Origin of the sequence: Paenibacillus sp. JDR-2, assembly GCF_000023585.1 — a bacterium.
GTDB lineage: Bacteria > Bacillota > Bacilli > Paenibacillales > Paenibacillaceae > Pristimantibacillus.
In genome coordinates this window covers 7,132,877-7,145,963 of the sequence record NC_012914.1, presented here as the reverse complement: position 1 = coordinate 7,145,963, position 13,087 = coordinate 7,132,877, and the positions used below count along the sequence as shown (strand labels likewise).

Below are 13,087 nucleotides of genomic sequence, written 5' to 3'. Positions count from 1 at the left end.
CGTAACGAACGGAGGCGGAAGATCAGGTGGATTGGGGCAGGGCCAAAAGCGTGCTTATTATTTCGTTTCTGCTGCTCAATATTTTGCTCGGCTATCAGGTATGGTCGAACATCGGCGAGCAGTTGAACGCCAACAAGAATACAGCAGAGCTTCCGAGCGAGACCTACGCCTTCATGAAGCAGAAGGGGATTGAGCTGTCCGCCAATCTGCCGGTCGAAACCCCGAAGCTGCGGGATTTAACGTATATGCTGCGCAGCGGCAACCTTGAGGGGCTGCCGGAGACGAAGCTGGAGACGCCGGTCGACAGCCGGATTATTTTCTCCGAGAAGGACCTCGTCAAGACGCTGGGCAGCCAGATTGTCGATTTGGACAAGTATAAGTTCGATCCGGCGATGACAAGAGACGGCGTATACGTGCTGTACCGTATGGCGGATAACCGTCCCATGTTTGACGTAAAGCTGGAGCTCTATTACAGCAATCAGAAAATAACCGGCTTCCGCCAGGTAAGGGTAGATCTGACGGGTCCGGGCGAAGCCAAGGAACAGACCGTATTGCCTGCCTCGAAGGCTATGGCGCCGTTTATAGAGCGGAACCTGCCGGAAGGAGCGGTGATTACCGATATCCAGCTTGGTTACCATGGTCAGATGTTTGATACGGAGACGCAGGTAGCGGCGCCTTATTACCGGGTGCTGCTGGAGGACGGGAACGAGTATTACATTCATGCGATTAACGGGGAAGTTGCGCAGGTGAAGGAAGAAGTATCGCTGGACCGCGTCCGGTAGCTTGTTGGACGATGCGTTGCGGCAGATGGATAGAATGGCTTTAGTGTTCATGGGAGCAGGGGAAAGGATAGAAGTTAAGCGATGGGACTTACGTTTACGGTACTGGGAAGCGGTTCTACGGGCAATGCGACGATAGTAAGCAACGGGGATAAAATGGTGCTGGTGGATGCCGGCCTCAGCATGAAAAAAATAGAGGAGCTTATGCGCGATCAAGGCGTGTCCGGTCATCAGCTGTCCGCATTGTTCGTTACGCATGAGCATTCCGATCATATTAAAGGACTGGGCGCATTCGCCCGCAAGTACGAGCTGCCGATCTTTGCGAATGAAGGAACCTGGGGCGGTATGGAGCGCCATGTCGGCAACATTGAGCCGGAGAAGCGGGTCATTATGGAGACGGGCGAGTCGCTGCGGTTCGGCACGATGGAGGTCTGCTCCTACCCGATCTCGCATGACGCGGCGGAGCCGGTCGGATATACGTTTGTCGATAACGGGGAAAAGCTGAGCCTTGCGACCGACCTTGGTTATATGAGCGATAAAGTGAAGCAGGCGATTATTGATTCGGACGTACTGGTGCTTGAATCGAATCATGATACAGAGATGCTTCGCATGGGCCGTTACCCGTGGAACATTAAGCGCCGCATCCTGAGCGATGTCGGGCACTTGTCGAATGTTGCCGCCGGAGAGGCATTATGCGAGCTGCTGACGGACCGGACGAAGCGGGTGTATCTTGCCCATCTCAGTCTGGACCATAACCTGATGGATCTGGCCATGCTGACAGTGAGGAATGTCATGGAGGATAACGGAATATTTTTCAAGCAGAATGAGAATCCGCTGCGTCCGACATATCATGACCGGCCTACGGCATGGGATGAAGTGAGGAGGAAATAAACGACTCCAGCTGGTTGTCCAGCTCGTCCGCTTTGGCGGTCAGCTCTTCTCGGGTGATCAAACCCTTGTCCACGAGAAGCTCAAGCATAGCGCTGAGGGTAAGGACGGTGCGGTAGTGCTCTTCCTTAAGATCAGCTAATTTGGCTGCGATCTCTACTTGCTCCCAAGGGGAGAATGGTTTTGTTTTCATAGATACGGTTCGCTCCTTTTTCGTTATGATGGAGGAGTGTGCGAGTGAATCTATTATTATTGTAGTCTAATCTTTCGAAATCATTCCTAGATTGTAAAAATAGTCTTTTGTTCCATTTTCAAAGGCAAGCATAAACATCGAAAGGAGCGGTAACGATGGGAATATTTGATGACGATTTCTATTCGACAAAAGTATCAAGACGCGCTCGTTCCACTTCTTCGAAGGATGAATTTGCCTTCTCCAATAAAAAGGGAATGCGCAACTGGTCGAATGTCCGTATCGCATTTGTTGCTTCTTTCACCAGCGCGGTGGCAGCGGTATTGTTGTTTGTGCTTGTCTTTGGCGGCGGTGGCATCGGCCCGGGTTCGCATGCGGCAAGCGTATCGGCATCCGGGAGCACCTCGCTGGAGCAAAGAACCATTCAGGCTTCGGCCAAGGTTCGACCGGCGGTCGTCAGCGTCATTAATGAGCAGACGGTTCCTTATGGGCTTATTCCCGGTGACGGCGCCCAGGGTCAGGCAGGCAGTGGAGAGGAAGGACAGATTCAGGGTTCGAAGCAGGAGGTAGGAGTTGGCTCCGGCGTTATCTTCAAGCTGAAGGACGGCAAGGCCTACATTATTACGAATCATCATGTCATTGCAGGCGCCGAGTCGGTGAAGGTTATGCTCGTGAACGGCGAGAAGCGCGAAGCAAAGATCGTTGGCAGCGACCAGATTACGGACCTGGCGGTGCTCGAGATGGACGGCAAGGACATTAAGACGGTAGCCGAGATTGGCAAATCATCGAAGCTGCAGCCAGCCGAATTCGTTCTTGCGATTGGCAATCCGCTTGGACTTGGCGACTCACTGTCGATGGGAATTGTGAGCAAGACGCACCGGGTCGTGCCGGTATCCTTGAATGAGGATGGCGTATATGACTGGCAGCAGGAAGTTATTCAGGTGAACGTTTCCATTAACGAAGGCAACAGCGGCGGACCCTTGATTGATATGGATGGCAAGGTTGTTGGCATTAACAGCATGAAGATTGCCGAGGTAGGCGTCGAGGGATTAGGCTTTGCGATTCCGATCGATAACGCCATGCCGATTATCGACAGCCTGATGGAGAAGGGATATGTATCTCGCCCTTATCTTGGTGTTTATACAGTGGACCTGGAGCAGTATTTCGCGCAGAAGCAGCAGGAAGAACAGGCGGCTGGCAGCAATGGCAAGACTGATCAGGGCACGGGCGCAGCTTCCGGAAGCGAGGAATCCGAACTGCCTGAGCTGAGTCTCCCTGATGAAGTACTCAATGGGGTTATCGTGCTTGAAGCGGTAGGACCAGCAAAGGACGCGGGTATGAAGCTGAATGATGTGATCGTGAAGCTGGACGAGAAGAGCATTAGCAGCACCATGGAGCTGCGCCAATACTTGTACCAGCAGAAGCATATCGGCGATGAGATTAAAGTGACGTTCTACCGTGACGGCAAGCTGATGACGGCATCGTTCAAGCTGGCGGAGAAAACGAAGGATGAATAAAGCATAATGAAGCTGTGCTGACGGGAAACTGTTGGCACGGTTTTTTTTGTGCTTTACCCCGACTAAAGTCTAACCCTCGAGCCATCCTCTGGAAGGTTTCTGGCAAAAGTCTGCTGGCGTAAAATATACTCAAGAAGCAAGAGAGCAGAGAGGGAGAGAAATCAACCATGAATAGACGATGGGTCAGAAATACGATAGGAGTGGTCCTAGTGGCGATTGGGATAATGGCGTTGTTCCAATATCAATTCGGCGGTGTGAAGAGCAAGGAATATGCCCATACCTTGCAGCTCGAAGATACAATGCAAGATCTTAGTATTGCATCCGACGGCCTTGGTCTTGATATTAATTTTGTTCCTAGTACAGACGGAAGCAACTCGATTCATGTGGAAGGCAAAGCAAAGCCGGAGGTTATCGACCAGATTAAGAACGCAAGAGTTGAGAACGGAAAGCTTAATCTTCGGATGAAAGAGAAATGGCGCCTTAATTTCTTTGACTTCTCGGGCTGGAACGAGAAGCAGGTCGTAACCGTATCACTGACCGAAGACGCAATGTCGTCCCTTAAGTCGTTGAATGTAAAAAGCGATTCGGGTTCGGTAAGAGTAGATGGCGCAAAAGCAGCTGACAGTCAGGTGGAAACAGATTCGGGAAGCATTAGACTGGGCAGCTTCGAGGCTGGCACGCTGACGTTGAAGGCGGATTCCGGAAGCATCAAGCTGGAGAGCTTCAAAGGCAGCAGCTTGTCGATCAAATCGGATTCGGGAAGCATCCATGCGGGAACTGTTCTTGCAGAGCTGAAGGCTTCCTCGGATTCCGGCAGCATAACGATCGATCATCTGAGCGGCAAGGCTGTCGTACGTTCCGATTCCGGCAGTATTCGTTTGGTGAAGGATGATACAAGCGGCGCTGACGTAAAGAGCGACTCGGGCAGCGTGAAAATCGAGATTCCTTCTTCGTATGGGGGTATGTTTGATCTCGATTCGGATTCCGGTTCCATTCATAAACCGGATCAGCAAGGGACTTCGGGAGAAGTCATCAAGGTTCGTACGGACAGCGGCAGTATCCGGATTAGCCAACCGTAAATACAAAGCCGCACGGGCAGAGTGGGTGCCCGTGCGGCTTTTAATTTGCGGTTAGCTGCCACGGGGAGCATAGAGCATAATGGCAACCCCGATGATGCAGACGGCGGCTCCGATCCAGTCGTAGAGATCGGGAGCTTTTTTATCGATGAGCCATCCCCAGAGAACGGCCAAAATGATAAAGACTCCTCCATAAGCAGCATAGACGCGGCCAAAAGAGGGGAAATTTTGTAGGGTGGGAATAACGCCGTACGCAATCAGGATAATGCCGCCTACGATACCGTACCAGAGCGGCTTTGCTTCGCGCAGCCATAACCAGACCAGATAACCGCCGCCAATCTCGGCCAGTCCGGCAATTACGAACAGGACAATAGCAATAAACACGGGATAGACTCCTTCTTGGTATTGACTTGTAATCATTATAGCGGGATGGCAGGCGGAAGGAAATGAAAGGGAGAATTGGCCGGATTACTTCACATCGGCAGGCTTGTTTGCTATGCTAGCTATATAATAAACAACATTGAAGAGGAAGCGAAATTCGAATGTATTGTGTGTGCAAGCAGCATGTAGAGCTGGCGATTGATAAATTTGTGGACGAATACGAGGATGCGCCGGATATTGTCGATTTAAAGGAAACGGAATTTGCGGATTGGGATCCGCCTCGCAGCTGCGATCTTTGCGGGGAGGCAGCCGCCGAGTTTTTGGTGGTATAGAAAGAGGAATGACATTGAGGCGCTTGCCGCATGGGTGCGGGGCGCCTTTTTCATAAGGCAGGGTTGGGCCTGCACAGGGGGATACCCGATGAAGAAATGGATGCTTGCATGCCTCCTGCTGCTTCAAGGATGCGGCAACGGTGCCGGGGACGAACGTCATATTCAAGAAAAGGAGAGTGTAAGCGTAATGGGAACGATGGATGAGCAGCTGCTTCAAGCCTCGGAGGATGGACATGCGGAGAAAGTCCGCCAACTGATTCAAAACGGCGCAAACCTGGACGTTCAGGATGACAAGGGACGCACCCCTCTTATGATTGCAACCTACAAGAAGGATTTTGCGGTGGCAGAGGTGCTGACTGAAGCGGGAGCGGATGTGAATTTACGGGACGATATGCTAAACTCGCCTTTCTTGTATGCCGGAGCCGAAGGGTATGTGGATATTCTGAGGCTTACGATTGATGCCGGGGCGGATACGAAAATAACGAACCGATACGGGGGCATAGCCATCATACCGGCCTCGGAACATGGCCACGTTGAGGTGGTTCGTGAGCTGCTCGAGCGGACGGACACGAATGTGAACCATGTCAACAAGCTGGGCTGGACCGCATTGCTGGAAGCCATTATTCTCAATAACGGCAACAAGCGGCAGGTAGAGACGGTGAATCTGCTGATCGAGCATGGCGCGGATGTCAATCTGGCCGACAATGACGGCGTTACGCCGCTGCAGCATGCTCGCAAGAGAGGGTTTAAAGAAATCGAGCAGCTGCTGGTTGACGCTGGAGCCAAGTAGCAAAAAGAGTTCCACGTGGAACGTAAGAGCGGCTGGCTTGAATGGAAACCAGTGAGATTGCAGCGCGGCAAGTAGAGCGTTTTTTCGGTATGCTAGAGGGAATAGGGTTGCCAATATACATAAGGGATGAACATTCATGCATATACAGATTGCTTCGGTTGGCAAGCTTAAGGAAAAATATTTGGTGCAGGGCATCGCGGAGTATGCCAAGCGGCTCGGGCCGTACGTGAGGCTGACGCTCACGGAAGTGCCCGACGAGAAGGCGCCGGAGACGATGAGTCCGGCGGAGGAAGCGCAAGTGCGCGAGCGGGAGGGGGAACGGCTTCTTGCGCAGCTGAAGCCGGACGCCCATGTTGTCGCGCTCGCGATTGGCGGCGAGCTCTGGTCCAGCGAGGATCTCGCGGAACAGCTCGATAAGTTGGCCACGTATGGGCGAAGCCACGTGGCTTTTGTCATTGGCGGGAGCACGGGGCTCGCTCCCGCGGTGCTGCAGCGCGCCCAGCAGAAGCTCAGCTTCGGGCGCATGACGCTGCCGCACCAGCTGATGCGGCTGGTGCTGATCGAGCAGATCTACCGCGCGGTGAAGATTAACCGCGGGGAACCGTACCACAAGTAGGGCGAAATTTCACGAAGAGCTTAATTAAAGGGGCTTTCTCTTCAACAGAGAAAGCCCCTTTACCATGTTGTCAGCAGAAGCCGGTACTCATAAATGCTTCTCGGTTTCTTCGTTGAAGTTGAGCACGACGCTTCCGACTCAGGTAGGCGGATAAGCCCAATTAGCAGCAACTTTATCCCACTTCCACCAAAAATCTAACGTTTGTTGACTGCGGTCTCATGTTTTTAGTCTGGAACTGAGCAGGTGATTTTCTATAAAATTACATCAATTAGATTGATCAGCACTGTTTAATGAATGCGCTTACGGGGAACTGAAAACGTGTACATGCTGAACGTAAACAACGTAAGGAGTGGCGAACATGGACATGAAAAGCGGACGAAAACGCCTGCGAACACGCTGGCGCACACAGGATACCGAACTGACGTTTCTGGCCTTACCAACAACCATCTGGTATATCTTGTTTTGTTTCTTGCCAATGTTCGGCCTTATTATTGCCTTTAAAGATTTCAAGATCCACGGCGGTTTTCTGAGCAACGTCATCAACAGCGATTGGACCGGCTTTAAAAACTTTGAATTTCTGTTCAAGTCTAACGACGCTTGGGTCGTGATCCGCAATACGCTGGGCTACAATCTGATTTTCATCGTGCTGAGCATTGCGGTACCCGTCACGTTAGCACTGATGATCGGTCAACTGCATAGCGGCAAGGCCGGGAAAATCTATCAAACGCTGATGTTCCTGCCGTATTTCCTTTCCTGGGTCGTGGTTTCCGCCATTGTGTGGGCGTTTCTAAGCTTCGATAAAGGGATCGCCAATCAATTCCTGGCCACCTTAGGCAACGATCCGGTGAACTGGTATATGGAGCCGGAATATTGGCCGTACTTCCTGGTATTCATGAACGTATGGAAGGGACTGGGCTACGGCATGGTGGTCTACTTGGCGACCATCGCCGGCATTGACAGCACGTATTACGAGGCTGCCGTCATCGACGGCGCGTCCAAGTGGCAGCAAGCACGGTTTATTACGCTGCCGCTCATGAAGCTAGTTATCGTAATGATGTTCATCTTGGCCGTAGGCCGCATCTTCTACACCGACTTCGGCTTGTTCTTCCAAGTGCCGAGGGATTCCAACTCGTTGTTCAATGTAGCGACCACGATTGACGTTCTTGTGTATAAGCAGCTCAAGTCCGCTACGTTAGGAATGGCATCAGCATCTGCATTCTTGCAATCCGTGATGGGCTGCGTGACCATTCTGATTGCCAACTGGGTCGTTCGTCGCGTAGACCGAGAGAGCGCGATGATGTAAAGGAGGAAGCGGGAAATGTCATCAAGAACGAAATTTGAAACGGGTCTAGACAAGTTCAACCGGATCCGAACCGGCACGAACGTGGTTTTCCATCTCATTTTTAGCGTATTGGCGCTGCTTTGCCTTATACCTGTCATTGTAGTGCTGTCCATATCGCTAAGCAGCGAGGACTCTATTCGGGAAAGTGGGTATCATCTCTTCCCGACGGTCTTCTCCGTTGATGCTTATCACTATATTGCGCAGCAGGGGACGATGATTACGAAGGCGCTTGGCATCTCGTTGCTCGTTACCGTCCTCGGTACCGTGATTGGCGTGATGCTTACAACGTCGATGGGGTACGTTCTTTCCCGGCCGAATTACAAGCTGAAAGGGCTTCTGACTTGGATCGTATTCATCCCGATGGTGTTCAATGGAGGTTTGGTGTCCAGCTACTATATCAATTCGAATATGCTGGGCCTGAAAGATACGGTGTGGGCGCTCATTCTGCCGCTGGCCGTCTCCTCCTTCAACGTCATCATATGCAAAACCTTCTTCCGAAGCACGATTCCGGACGCGCTGATCGAATCCGCCGAGATCGACGGCTCGAGCCAATTGCGCATTTACTTCTCGATCGTGCTGCCAATTTCGCTGCCGGTCTTGGCGACCATTGGATTGTTCCTCTGCTTCGCCTATTGGAACGATTGGTTCCAATCCATGCTTTACATCGATAACCAGAACTTGTACTCGCTGCAGGCGCTCTTGAACAGCTTGATGACCAACGTGGACGCCCTGGCGAAAAATGCTTCCAGCATGGGCATCAGTTACGCGGAACTTGTCGCAACCATGCCCAAGGAATCCGCGCGTATGGCCGTTGCCATCGTCATCGTGGTTCCCGTTGCCGTTGCTTACCCGTTCTTCCAGAAATATTTTATTTCTGGCCTGACGGTTGGCGCCGTGAAAGGTTAACTCGAAATAAACTCGGATTCGTCCGGTTTATGATATCCACCGCGCAATGCAGACGGTGGGAATGAAGAGGGCTATATCAAAGGGAGGAAATGTAGATGAAAAGGACGAAAAAAAAATGGCTTGCAATGAGTGCTGTGGCACTTTTAACAACCGCTCTTGCAGGCTGCGGCAACTCGAATTCTAATTCCAATTCCGATTCAAGCACCAGCACGCCTTCGAACACTAATGCGACAGCAAGCGCGCAGACGGAAACGAGCAAGCCCGCTGATTCGGGCGATGTGCCTACGCTGGTATGGTGGACGATCGGCGGACAGACTCCCGCCAACTTCGATAAAGCGATTGCCGCGATGAACGAATACACAGCCGAGAAGATCGGCGTGAAAATCGACATTAAGGTAGCAAGCTGGGGCGACTGGGATACGAAGATCAATACCATCGTGAATACCGGCGAACCGTTCGACATCATGTTTACGAATAACTCCAAGTATAGCCAGCAAGTGACGATGGGCGCGTTTGCCGACCTGACCGACTTGGTGCAAAGCGAATCGCCGGATCTCTACAAGCTGATTCCTCAGAAGGTATGGGATGGAACAAAAATCGGAGGAAAAATCTACTCCGTGCCGACGTACAAAGACTCGTCTTTAACCCAATACTGGGTGTTCGACGACAAGTACGTGCAGAAATACGGCATCGACACGGCTAGCATCAAGACGTTGAAAGACCTCGACAAACCGTTCCACGATATGAAGGCAGGCGAGGGTAAAAGCTTCTACCCGCTGTCGCTCACTCAAGGCGACGGATTTAACGGATTCTTCAACGGCTATGACGATATGACGCTTGGTCTGCCGCCGATCGGCGTAAAAGTCGACGATGCTTCCCGCAAGGTTGTCTCCGTGTTGGAGCAGCCGGACATCATGGAGGGACTCAAGCAGCTGCACCAATGGTACCAAGACGGTATTATCAATCCGGACGCACCGACGAAAACGGAAGCGGATAAAGCCCGTCCGTTCTTCGCGGCGCAGGCATTCCCGGGCGCGGAAGCGAGCTGGCAGATTACGGAGGGTGTCGAGAAGTACGACATGTTCCAGATCTTTGGACCGATTTATACGACGAGTACGATTCAAGGCTCTCTGAATGCGATCTCGGCCAACTCGAAATATAAGAAAGAAGCATTGAAATATTTGCAGCTGGTCAATACGGATCCGAAGCTGCGCAATATGCTGGCCTTTGGCGAGCTGGGCGCCGATTACGACAACGTGGATGGCGAGAAAGTAATTGAGCGCAAGTCCGATACATGGCCGCTTGCCGCTTATACGCAAGGGACGTTCTTCGACCTGGCCGTAACGAAAGGCGCTCCGGTAGATCAGTGGGATCAAGTTCGCAAGCTGAACGATCAGGCGACTTCCTCCACGAACCTGGGCTTTGCGCTGGACATCAGCAAGCTGAGCACCGAAGTGGCCAATACGAAAGCGGTATGGGACAAATACCGGTATGAGCTGCTGACGGGCGCTTCCGATCCGGAGAAGATGGTACCGAAGATTGTGTCTGAATTGAAGGCCGCTGGCATGGATGCGATTATGAAGGCCGCCCAAGAGCAAGTCGATACTTATTTTAAATAAGTCTAATCTGTCATCAACATCCGAGACACCCGAACGGAAATTGCCGTTCGGGTTTTCTGGCACAAAATTTAGGATTGCTTTTATCGATAACAACGTTATATGTTTGAGCAGTGGGGTAGGGCAAAAGCCTATTGCAAAGGAGACGCCGCATGCGTTCATTTATGCAAATCAAGATCTATCGCGGCAAGTTCATTGCATATGCGGTATTTGTGGTGTTCATCGGCTTGGCGCTCGGCGCGCTCACCTGCGCGGTACTGCTGGACCAATGGGTGGGGAATTCCAGGAACGAGGCTACCGGAGCGTTCTCTCGGGTGGAAAACAGCCTCCAGTACGATGCCGACCGTATCGAAGCGTTTATGCAGCGGGTGTATTCCAACAGCGGGCTGGTGTCCGACATTCGCAGCTTTCTAGGAAATAACGCGGAAGGCTATCTGACGAGCAGGCTGCAGGGCAGTCAATATAACCGGCCGCTTGTCTCCTTTCCCGACGATATGAAATCCTTTCTGAGTAACGGGGGAAAAGGAGACATCACGCAAATCAGCCTGCATACCGAGCAAGAGGGCAACGTGGTGAGCTTCGACAATAACGGCAATACGAGTTATCTATTCCGTCTGCCAAACTCCGATGAAACGTTCCGCGAGACCATCCAAAAAGGATTCGTCTATCACAAAAAGCTGTCGGATCCGAACCAAATTTCTCGCCAGCTGGGCGAATTCCGTTTTCTGGTCAGCAGCGACCGGATTTTTAAGACGGTGCAAAATTACCATCTGGATGGAGCCGCGGCAGTCAGCGATTCCGGAGACGTGTACCTGATCGCCGGTAACGGCCGCAGCTCGGAGGAGCTGATTCGCCGGATTGTGGCGGATGGACGCACGCATGGCTTTCTATCGACGGGATTTTTGGACCGTACCTATTTCGTGACTTTCCATTCGAACGAGTTCGATTATCGGTTCGTCAGCACCGTAGACTTGGCCTCGCTGATCCGTCAAAAAGCGAACGTGCTGCTTATCGTGTTTCTTATCGTGCTGGCCGCTATGATCTGCGTCCTGCTGCTCATCGTGTACAATCTGCGCGAGGATGCGAACTTCCTGCGGCGGATTATCGTGTCCATCGGACGAGTGAAAACGGCGGATTTTACCCCAGTTAGCCCGGCCCGCTACCGAAGGAACGAATACGGCATGATCGCCCGGGAATTAGACGATATGATTCGTCAACTCGATCGGCATATTCGCACGAATTATTTATTAAAACTCAAGCAGCAAGAGACTGAAATGAAAGCGCTTCAGCATCAGATTAATCCTCATTTTTTGTACAATACGCTTGAGGTGATACGTTCTTCTGCCCTGGTGAACAGCGCCGACCATACATCCGACGCTATCGCCACCTTGGGCGCCCTGTACCGGGATATCGTAAAAAACGAGAATATCATTTCTCTTGGCAGTGAGCTAAACTTGCTTCAAAAATACTTAAAAATTATGGAATTCAAATATCCGGACCGGTTTTATTATCAGTTTAATGTGGAAACGGCATTAGTATCCTTGCCCACCGTCAAATTCTGGATGCAGCCGCTGGCGGAAAACTTTTTCATTCACGGCTTTCACCCGGAAAACGAGTTCAACCTGCTTATTGTGAACGGCTGGGAAGAAGAGGCACGCTTCGTGCTGGAGATCGTAGACAACGGCAACCGGATTTCCGAACAGCAGTTGGCCGAAATCAGGAAAAAGCTCTCCAGAGGCGACGACGCCCCGGTGGACAGCATTGGCCTGCGTAACGTTTATACCCGGCTGCGCTTTTTCTATGGGAAAGGCTTCTCCATGACGATCGACAATAACGAGGAAGCTGGCGTTAAAATAACCGTAATCCTATCCAAGGAGGCGACTAACGATGTACAAGCTGCTGATCGTAGATGACGAGCCACAGATTTTGGAAGGAATGAAGCGAACGCTGGATTGGGAGAAATACGGCTTTGGTCGCATCGAGACGAGCGAGACTTATGAAGGCGCGATTTCGAAGGCCGTGGAAATTTTGCCGGATTTGGCGATCTTTGATGTATGCATCGGCAAGCAGCGCGGCTATGACGCCATCCACAAGCTCAACGAGCTGCGCCTTCCCTCGAAATATATTATTATGAGCGGCTATGGCGAGTTTCAATATGCGCTGGAGGCGATTCGCTGCGGGGCCAAGGACTACCTGCTCAAACCCGTGGATCGTTCAAAGCTGCAGCAGCTGGTCGAGAAGATTATCGTAGAAGATTTGCACGGTAAGCTGGCAGATGCGGATCGCAGTGACCTAGATATAGACCCGGTACTTGGCGTGCGTTATGACAGCTTGTCCAAGCTGACTAATCGCATTCTATTGATCGTCAAAGCGGAGTATGCCCAGAACTTGAGCTTGAAATCGGTTGCGGAGCGTTTTCGCATGAACGGAACGTACCTCGGGCAGTTATTCCTCAAGGAAACGAAAAAGAAGTTCTCGGAATATTTAATGGCTTACCGAATGCTTCGCGCCCAGGAACGCATACAGTGCACGGACGAGAAGATTATCAGCATCGCGCTTTCTGTCGGATATCCCAACCTGAACTATTTCTATTCTCATTTCCACGCTTATTTCGGCAAATCACCCTCGGATTTGCGTAGAAAGGAATAACGATG

At 51.6% G+C, this 13,087-nt stretch carries 14 protein-coding genes; 12 read left to right on the top strand and 2 right to left on the bottom strand.

Annotation, left to right across the window (positions count from 1 at the left end; all coding sequences use genetic code 11):
* The first annotated feature begins 26 nt into the window (after positions 1 to 26).
* Complete coding sequence (gene yycI / locus PJDR2_RS31430; protein WP_015847791.1) at positions 27 to 782, top strand: two-component system regulatory protein YycI; 756 nt, start codon at positions 27 to 29, stop codon at positions 780 to 782.
* 81 nt (positions 783 to 863) lie between these two features.
* Positions 864 to 1,670: an MBL fold metallo-hydrolase gene (locus PJDR2_RS31425; protein ID WP_015847790.1), complete on the top strand. Its 807-nt coding sequence runs from the start codon at positions 864 to 866 to the stop codon at positions 1,668 to 1,670.
* Here the strand turns inward: PJDR2_RS31425 and PJDR2_RS31420 are convergent.
* A complete protein-coding gene (locus tag PJDR2_RS31420; RefSeq protein WP_015847789.1) occupies positions 1,639 to 1,860 on the bottom strand; it encodes a hypothetical protein in 222 nt (73 codons plus the stop codon). The two genes, PJDR2_RS31425 and PJDR2_RS31420, sit on opposite strands and share 32 nt — an antisense overlap.
* A gap of 155 nt (positions 1,861 to 2,015) precedes the next feature.
* Between PJDR2_RS31420 and PJDR2_RS31415 the strand changes: the two genes are divergently transcribed.
* Positions 2,016 to 3,374 (top strand): S1C family serine protease, encoded by a 1,359-nt coding sequence (locus tag PJDR2_RS31415; RefSeq protein WP_015847788.1) that lies wholly within the window; start codon positions 2,016 to 2,018, stop codon positions 3,372 to 3,374.
* A 167-nt stretch (positions 3,375 to 3,541) separates the two neighbouring features.
* On the top strand, positions 3,542 to 4,453 hold the full coding sequence (locus tag PJDR2_RS31410; RefSeq protein ID WP_083778234.1) for a DUF4097 family beta strand repeat-containing protein: 912 nt from the start codon (positions 3,542 to 3,544) through the stop codon (positions 4,451 to 4,453).
* A 51-nt stretch (positions 4,454 to 4,504) separates the two neighbouring features.
* Here PJDR2_RS31410 and PJDR2_RS31405 read toward each other — a convergent pair whose 3' ends face one another.
* On the bottom strand, positions 4,505 to 4,834 hold the full coding sequence (locus tag PJDR2_RS31405; protein WP_015847786.1) for a YnfA family protein: 330 nt from the start codon (positions 4,832 to 4,834) through the stop codon (positions 4,505 to 4,507).
* 158 nt (positions 4,835 to 4,992) lie between these two features.
* On the opposite strand from PJDR2_RS31405, the gene PJDR2_RS32695 reads away from it, so the two are divergent.
* The 8 genes from PJDR2_RS32695 (at position 4,993) to PJDR2_RS31370 (ending at position 13,082) form a co-directional block, all read left to right on the top strand.
* Complete coding sequence (locus PJDR2_RS32695) at positions 4,993 to 5,163, top strand: CxxH/CxxC protein (RefSeq protein ID WP_015847785.1); 171 nt, start codon at positions 4,993 to 4,995, stop codon at positions 5,161 to 5,163.
* 88 nt (positions 5,164 to 5,251) lie between these two features.
* A complete protein-coding gene (locus PJDR2_RS31400; protein ID WP_015847784.1) occupies positions 5,252 to 5,953 on the top strand; it encodes an ankyrin repeat domain-containing protein in 702 nt (233 codons plus the stop codon).
* Between the two features lie 136 nt (positions 5,954 to 6,089).
* On the top strand, positions 6,090 to 6,569 hold the full coding sequence (gene rlmH, locus PJDR2_RS31395) for a 23S rRNA (pseudouridine(1915)-N(3))-methyltransferase RlmH (RefSeq protein WP_015847783.1): 480 nt from the start codon (positions 6,090 to 6,092) through the stop codon (positions 6,567 to 6,569).
* A gap of 358 nt (positions 6,570 to 6,927) precedes the next feature.
* Complete coding sequence (locus tag PJDR2_RS31390) at positions 6,928 to 7,872, top strand: ABC transporter permease (RefSeq protein WP_015847782.1); 945 nt, start codon at positions 6,928 to 6,930, stop codon at positions 7,870 to 7,872.
* A 15-nt stretch (positions 7,873 to 7,887) separates the two neighbouring features.
* Positions 7,888 to 8,817 (top strand): carbohydrate ABC transporter permease, encoded by a 930-nt coding sequence (locus PJDR2_RS31385; RefSeq protein ID WP_015847781.1) that lies wholly within the window; start codon positions 7,888 to 7,890, stop codon positions 8,815 to 8,817.
* Positions 8,818 to 8,912: 95 nt separating this feature from the next.
* Positions 8,913 to 10,436 carry an ABC transporter substrate-binding protein gene (locus PJDR2_RS31380; protein ID WP_015847780.1) on the top strand — a complete coding sequence of 508 codons (1,524 nt, stop codon included), beginning with the start codon at positions 8,913 to 8,915 and terminating at the stop codon, positions 10,434 to 10,436.
* A gap of 149 nt (positions 10,437 to 10,585) precedes the next feature.
* Positions 10,586 to 12,346: a sensor histidine kinase gene (locus PJDR2_RS31375; protein WP_015847779.1), complete on the top strand. Its 1,761-nt coding sequence runs from the start codon at positions 10,586 to 10,588 to the stop codon at positions 12,344 to 12,346.
* Positions 12,321 to 13,082, top strand: a complete 762-nt coding sequence (locus PJDR2_RS31370; RefSeq protein WP_015847778.1) for a response regulator transcription factor — start codon at positions 12,321 to 12,323, stop codon at positions 13,080 to 13,082. The genes PJDR2_RS31375 and PJDR2_RS31370 overlap by 26 nt, the downstream gene beginning before the upstream one ends.
* Positions 13,083 to 13,087 lie beyond the last annotated feature (5 nt).

What these genes read in the sequence shown, in the direction of transcription:
- PJDR2_RS31375 (WP_015847779.1), top strand. Translation starts at nt 10,586, where the DNA reads ATGCGTTCATTTATGCAAATCAAGATCTATCGCGGCAAGTTCATTGCA.
- PJDR2_RS31420 (WP_015847789.1), bottom strand. Translation starts at nt 1,860, where the DNA reads ATGAAAACAAAACCATTCTCCCCTTGGGAGCAAGTAGAGATCGCAGCC.
- PJDR2_RS32695 (WP_015847785.1), top strand. Translation starts at nt 4,993, where the DNA reads ATGTATTGTGTGTGCAAGCAGCATGTAGAGCTGGCGATTGATAAATTT.
- PJDR2_RS31415 (WP_015847788.1), top strand. Translation starts at nt 2,016, where the DNA reads ATGGGAATATTTGATGACGATTTCTATTCGACAAAAGTATCAAGACGC.
- PJDR2_RS31390 (WP_015847782.1), top strand. Translation starts at nt 6,928, where the DNA reads ATGGACATGAAAAGCGGACGAAAACGCCTGCGAACACGCTGGCGCACA.
- PJDR2_RS31425 (WP_015847790.1), top strand. Translation starts at nt 864, where the DNA reads ATGGGACTTACGTTTACGGTACTGGGAAGCGGTTCTACGGGCAATGCG.
- PJDR2_RS31370 (WP_015847778.1), top strand. Translation starts at nt 12,321, where the DNA reads ATGTACAAGCTGCTGATCGTAGATGACGAGCCACAGATTTTGGAAGGA.
- rlmH (WP_015847783.1), top strand. Translation starts at nt 6,090, where the DNA reads ATGCATATACAGATTGCTTCGGTTGGCAAGCTTAAGGAAAAATATTTG.
- PJDR2_RS31410 (WP_083778234.1), top strand. Translation starts at nt 3,542, where the DNA reads ATGAATAGACGATGGGTCAGAAATACGATAGGAGTGGTCCTAGTGGCG.
- PJDR2_RS31385 (WP_015847781.1), top strand. Translation starts at nt 7,888, where the DNA reads ATGTCATCAAGAACGAAATTTGAAACGGGTCTAGACAAGTTCAACCGG.
- PJDR2_RS31400 (WP_015847784.1), top strand. Translation starts at nt 5,252, where the DNA reads ATGAAGAAATGGATGCTTGCATGCCTCCTGCTGCTTCAAGGATGCGGC.
- PJDR2_RS31380 (WP_015847780.1), top strand. Translation starts at nt 8,913, where the DNA reads ATGAAAAGGACGAAAAAAAAATGGCTTGCAATGAGTGCTGTGGCACTT.